6 protein-coding genes are annotated in these 5,294 nt (G+C 65.6%); 1 reads left to right on the top strand and 5 read right to left on the bottom strand.

Annotated elements, in window-relative coordinates; genetic code table 11:
• Together HMPREF9440_RS10250 and HMPREF9440_RS10255 are read right to left on the bottom strand one after the other, a co-directional pair.
• Nucleotides 1-676: PfkB family carbohydrate kinase (locus HMPREF9440_RS10250; protein ID WP_008543964.1), on the bottom strand; the 676-nt coding region annotated here is incomplete at its 3' end.
• 3 nt (nucleotides 677-679) lie between these two features.
• Nucleotides 680-1,702 (bottom strand): ADP-ribosylglycohydrolase family protein, encoded by a 1,023-nt coding sequence (locus HMPREF9440_RS10255; protein WP_008543965.1) that lies wholly within the window; start codon nucleotides 1,700-1,702, stop codon nucleotides 680-682.
• A gap of 239 nt (nucleotides 1,703-1,941) precedes the next feature.
• Here HMPREF9440_RS10255 and HMPREF9440_RS10260 point away from each other — a divergent pair, with 239 nt between their 5' ends.
• Nucleotides 1,942-2,385: a hypothetical protein gene (locus HMPREF9440_RS10260; RefSeq protein ID WP_008543966.1), complete on the top strand. Its 444-nt coding sequence runs from the start codon at nucleotides 1,942-1,944 to the stop codon at nucleotides 2,383-2,385.
• Between the two features lie 122 nt (nucleotides 2,386-2,507).
• On the opposite strand, the gene HMPREF9440_RS10265 is transcribed toward HMPREF9440_RS10260, so the two are convergent.
• From HMPREF9440_RS10265 to HMPREF9440_RS12320, 3 genes are all read right to left on the bottom strand, one after another.
• On the bottom strand, nucleotides 2,508-4,019 hold the full coding sequence (locus tag HMPREF9440_RS10265) for a mechanosensitive ion channel family protein (RefSeq protein WP_008543967.1): 1,512 nt from the start codon (nucleotides 4,017-4,019) through the stop codon (nucleotides 2,508-2,510).
• Nucleotides 4,020-4,296: 277 nt separating this feature from the next.
• Nucleotides 4,297-4,830, bottom strand: a complete 534-nt coding sequence (locus HMPREF9440_RS10270) for a phosphoribosyltransferase (protein ID WP_008543969.1) — start codon at nucleotides 4,828-4,830, stop codon at nucleotides 4,297-4,299.
• Nucleotides 4,831-4,932: 102 nt separating this feature from the next.
• Nucleotides 4,933-5,294: adenylosuccinate synthetase (locus tag HMPREF9440_RS12320; protein WP_040765673.1), on the bottom strand; the 362-nt coding region annotated here is incomplete at its 5' end.

A 5,294-nucleotide genomic window follows, 5' to 3' on the forward strand; every position in this document is an offset into this window, starting at 1 on the left:
AGAGCGCCGCCGCGGCGGCTTCCGGGGTCTTCTCTCCGGTCAACGCCTGCGCTTCGTCGGCATTCACGGTGAACATCGCACCCAAGTCGAAGAACGCGTCGATGCGCTCGCGCGGCATGTCGTGCACGCGCGGACCCGGGTCGAAGACGACGGTCGTCGCGGGACCCATGCGGGTCTTGAGGAGGCTGAGTAGCATCGCGCCGTTTTCGCCCTCGGCCTGGTAGCCCGAGACGTAGATGAAGTCGTAGGAGGCGAGGTCGAACGCATCGAACCACTCGGGCTCCATGTGGCGCTCGATCCCGAACATCGAGATGAAGGTGCGCTCTCCGGAGCGCTCGGCCAAGGAGAGGCACCAACCGTTGTCGACGGCGCCCGGCACCCGGACGACGGGGTAGCCGCGCTCGCGGAAGGTCTTCTCGACCAAGTCGGCGAACATGCCCTGCCCGACGGGCATCAGGGCGTCGAACGGCAGCCCCAGCTTCTGGAGCACGTCCGCCACGTTGAAGGAGCAGCCCCCGACGGTGGTCTTGCGGTAGTGCCCTTCGACGTCGGCGCCCGAGTGCGGGAGCTCTTCGATCTGAATGATCATGTCGACGAAGGCGCTCCCCTGAATGAAGACGCGCTTCTTGGGCACGAGCGAGAGGACGATCTCGGAGAGTTCGCGAAGGTCGCTCATCGGTCAGGCCTCCAGACGGAAGGTTTTGCGCGCGTCGACGACGCGGCGCGCGAGCGCGCGGAAGTCGAGCCCGTTGATGCGCTCCAACTCCGCCACCTTGTCGGCGGGGAGCCCCGAGAGCCCCGACTTCGCGCCGCAGACGGCGCAGGCCATCGCGCCCATCGTGTCGGTGTCGCCCCCCATGTTGGCGCACATCACCGCGGCGCGCCAGGCGTCGCGGCAGTGCCAGGCGACGGCCAGGGCGGCGGTGACGCTTTCGCTCGTCATCGTGCCGGTGCCGAGGACGTCGTAGATCAGCTGCGAGACGCGCTCGTCGTCCTCGGCGCGGCCCATGTCGGCGATCCGCTCGAACGCCTCGAAGCGCGCGGCGACGGAAGCGGCCCACGTGGGTTCGCCCTTCTGGGCGGCAATGGGGTGCACGGCCAGCATGTCGGCGCGCATCTCGTCCCAGCTCTTGCCTTCGACCGCGCTCGAGACGGCCTGCGCGACCATCGCGGCGCCTGAAATCGCGACGTCGGTCGCGTGGGTGACGCGGGAGACGCGCGCGACGGTTTCGGCGAGCGTTTCATGGTCGTCGGAAGCGACGAGGCAGCCCACCGGGGCGATCCTCATCGCGGCGCCGTTCGTGAGCGACTGGCGCGTGAAGGGTTCGGCGTCCTCACCCTTGCTGTGGGCAAGGAGCGAAGCCTTGGACGAGGGCCCGAGAAGGTTGATCTCAAACCCGTTCATCGACTTGACCCATTCGATCAGGTCGTCGGCCAAAACGCGCACCGGGGGAACGGTGCCGGCCTTCAACAAAGCCTCCAGCACGACGAAGGCCTGCGCCGAATCGTCCGTGTAGTGACCCGCCTTGAAGTAGCAGGCGACGATGTTGTCGGGCGTGCCGTCCAAAAACGTGTCGATGTGCCCGAAGCGCGCGCGGACCTTCCCGCGGGGCCAGAGTTCGCCGGGGACGCCGAGGGCGTCGCCCAGCACCATGCCGGCGATGGCGCCGGCGATGCGGTCGATGAGGATGCTGTCGTCCATGAGATCCAAAGATCCGTTTGTCCGTTGGCGGAAAAGGCCGCATTCTACGTAAACCGCCCAACCCGCTCAACCCAACCGCTTGGGTTTTGCCGATTTCGTGCGGAAGAGCCGTTTTCCGCCGCTGTGCGGACGCCGTCCGCAAAGGCCGCGGCGGCCCGCGCCCCTGTGGCAGAATGAACGGATCCGCGGGACGGTTTGGAGACGCTTCTTCCGCCGCCCGCCCTCACCTGACACCCACCATGACCACGCTTCCCGACCGCTTCCGCTACCGCGTCGACCTCGAAAAGGACGGCGGCTACCGCTTCCGCTTCCCGGAACTCCCCGAAGCGGACTTCTCCGCGAAGACGATCCGCGGGGGGCGCGGTCAGCTCATGGACGCGATCCTCCCCGCGCTGGAGGGCCGCTTGAAGGGCCGGGACGCGCTGACGCTTCCGGAACTCACGCCCGCGCGCGCGGGCGAAGGCGTCGTGCGGCTCTCGCCCACCTACGCGGCGAAGCTCCTCCTCATCCTCACCGCGAAGGAAAAGGGGATCCGCGCCGCGGACATCGCGCGGGCTTTGAACGTCGCCCCGCAGGAAGCCGCCCGCATCCTGAAGCTCACGCACCCGACGAAGATGGACACGATCAACGCCGCCTTCGGCGTGATGGGGCTTCGGATCACGCTGGGGTTGGCGAAGCTCTGACGCTTCGCACCGACGGCGCTTCCTTCAGACGCAGAAACGCCCGGAAAGGGGGGATCCCCGTCCGGGCGTTCTTGTCGATGCGGTCCGTTCCGGGGCGGCGTGTGCCGCCCCGCAGGTGCCGCTTACTGGGCGGGCGCCGCCTCCGGAGCCTTGGCTTCCTCGGCGGCGTCCTTTTCGAGTTTGACGCGCACCGCACCCGCCTGCACTTCGCGCAGGTTGATTTCGAGGCGGTTGTAGGGCACTTCGATCCCTTCGGCGTTGAAGCGCTCGAGAATCGCGGTCGCGACCTGGGTCTTCAAACCCGCGACACCGTTCACCGGGTCCTTCACCCAGAAGCCCAACTTCAGGTTGATGCCGGAATCGCCGAAGCTGTCGAGGTAGGCCCAGCCGCGGCGGCCCTTCACGATGCGGGGACGTTCGCGCATGCCTTCTTCGAGCATGATTTCGAGCGCGCGCTTGACGTTCGCGCCGTAGGCGACCGAAATCTCCACGTACTGCACGCAGGCTTCTTCCGTGTAGGAGTGGTTCTTCACCGGGCTCGTCACGAAGTTTTCGTTCGGCACCACGCACTCGACGCCGTCGTTGTTGCGCACGACCGTGAAGCGCGTGTTTATCTGCGTGATGCGGCCGCGGAAGTTCGCGACCTCGACGAGGTCGCCGATCTTGATCGAACGTTCCAGCAGGATGATGAACCCGGAGATGTAGTTCGACGCGATCTTCTGCAGACCGAAGCCCAAGCCGACGCCGACCGCGCCGCCGAAGACCGAGAGGACCGTGAGGTCGATGCCGACCGACGAGAGCCCCATCATCACCGCGAAGAGGAAGAGCAGGATTCGGATGACGCGGGTGATCGCGACCTGGAGGTTCGGCGAGAGGCTCGTCGCGCTCTTGATGAGGGTCTCGACGAGGTTCGCGGCCCAGTTGGCGACGCCCACCGTGATGAGGATCGTGCAGATCGCGACGAAGCAGGTCCAGACGGTCATCGTGCCGCCGCCCAGCGGCACCTTGGTCGACTCCATCACGCCGATGATGTCGCCCAGAACCCCAAAGATCTCAAGCGCCACCAGCACCCAGAAGATCACCGTGATCACGCGGCGCGAGGACTTCGAGATGCCCTTGCCGCCGATCATGAAGCCGGCGACCGAGAGAATGCAGCAGAGAAGCGCGTACGCCAAGAGGATGCTGTAGGCGATGCGGCAGAGGATGAGGGAATTGTGCGGGAAGCCGAAGACCTGCACCATCATCCAGGCGCCCAGCGCGAGGATGAGGCCGCCCGAGAGCGAAAAGGAGATGTTGCGCAGGAACCCGGCCGTCACGCGGCGAAGACGCGTGCCGACGGCTTCGGCCACTTCACGGCGGTCGAACCCGCCCTTCACCATCGTCCCGGGGTCCGCGCCAAGGTTCACGTGGGGTTCCGCACCGTCCGCGGCCGTCCAGCGTTCGAGCTTCGCGTTGATGCGGCGCGAGATGTAGAGGCCGATGAGGATCGAAACGACCACGACCGCGAGCTGCAGGAGGATGTTTTCGATCGACAGGTTGGTGAGGAACTGGTCGATGAGTTCGTTGAAGTTGAGCGTCGTGGGCTCAAGCGCCTCGCCGAGCGCGTCGACGGCGGAGGTTTCGGTTTCGTTCATGGTTGTTCTTCTCGGTTGGAAGTCCGGGAGACGGTCCCTGATCAGCGCCCGTCGTCCGGGCCGCAGCCGTCTCCCCCGAAAGGGGACCGTTGCGGAATTCTGTGGGAAGCGTCGGCGATATTAACAAAGGACGCCTGCATTACGCTCCCGCAAAACCCGGGTTTTGCGCCGCATACGCCTCATTTTCAAGGCTTTTGACCGGAGCCCGTCCGCAAGAAAAACGCCGCCCGGGCGTGACCAGCGCGGACGGCGTGCTTCTCGTGCCTTATCGGGCCGCTCAGGCCTTTTGGGCCTTGGCGGCCTGCTTGGCCTGAACGCGTTCGATGAGCTTCGCGGGGCCCAAGGAGTCATAGCACTCGAACGGCTGATGAATCCAGGGGTTGTCCGCGAGGTATTCGACGTGCCAGTCGGGCTTCAGGACCGAGTGGGCCTTCCACCAGAGGACGGCGACGCGGATTTCCGTGATGGCCGGGTAGCGGCGCTTCAAGTGCTCGACCACCTTCGCGATCGTCTTCCCGGAGTCGACCATGTCGTCGACGAGAAGGACGCGGCCCTTCAGTTCCGAGACGCCCGTGATGCACTCAGCGATGTCGAGTTCGCTCTGAACCGTGCCCGCCTTTTCGCGGTACGAGCTCGTCGCGAGAATCGCGAGCGGCATGTCGTAGACACGGCTGAAGAAGTCGCCCGGGCGCATGCCGCCGCGCGAAAGGCAAAGGATGCAGTCGAAGGTCCAGCCGCTCTGCGCGACCTCGCAGACCAGGCGTTCATTGAGGTCGATGTACTCGTCCCAGGTGTAGGAGATGTCAGCCATGTTCGGATCGGAATTCGTTGTCGAAGCAAAATGGCAAGCGGGCGGCAGATCTTTCGGATCTGTCGCCCGTCGGCGCCGATGAGGGCGCCATTTTAGCCCGATTTAGCCCTCAAAGGGGTTGACGTGCAGGATCGTCTGTTCGCGGTCCGGACCGGTCGAGACGAGCGCGATCGGCGCGCCCGCGACTTCCGAGAGTCGCGTGAGGTACTGGCGCGCGGTCTCGGGGAGCTCTTCCCACTTCGTCATGCCGAAGGTGCTTTCCTTCCAGCCGGGGAATTCTTCATAGATCGGTTCGCACTCGGCCACCGCGTCCGCGCCCGAAGGCATGACGGCCAAGGTTTCGCCGCGGAACTTGTAGCCGACGCCGAGCTTGATCGTATCGAACCCGTCGAGGACGTCGAGCTTCATGACCGCAAGGCCCGTGATGCCGTTGATCTGCACCGCACGGCGCAGCGCCGCGCCGT

Source organism: Sutterella parvirubra YIT 11816 (assembly GCF_000250875.1).
GTDB lineage: Bacteria > Pseudomonadota > Gammaproteobacteria > Burkholderiales > Burkholderiaceae_F > Sutterella > Sutterella parvirubra.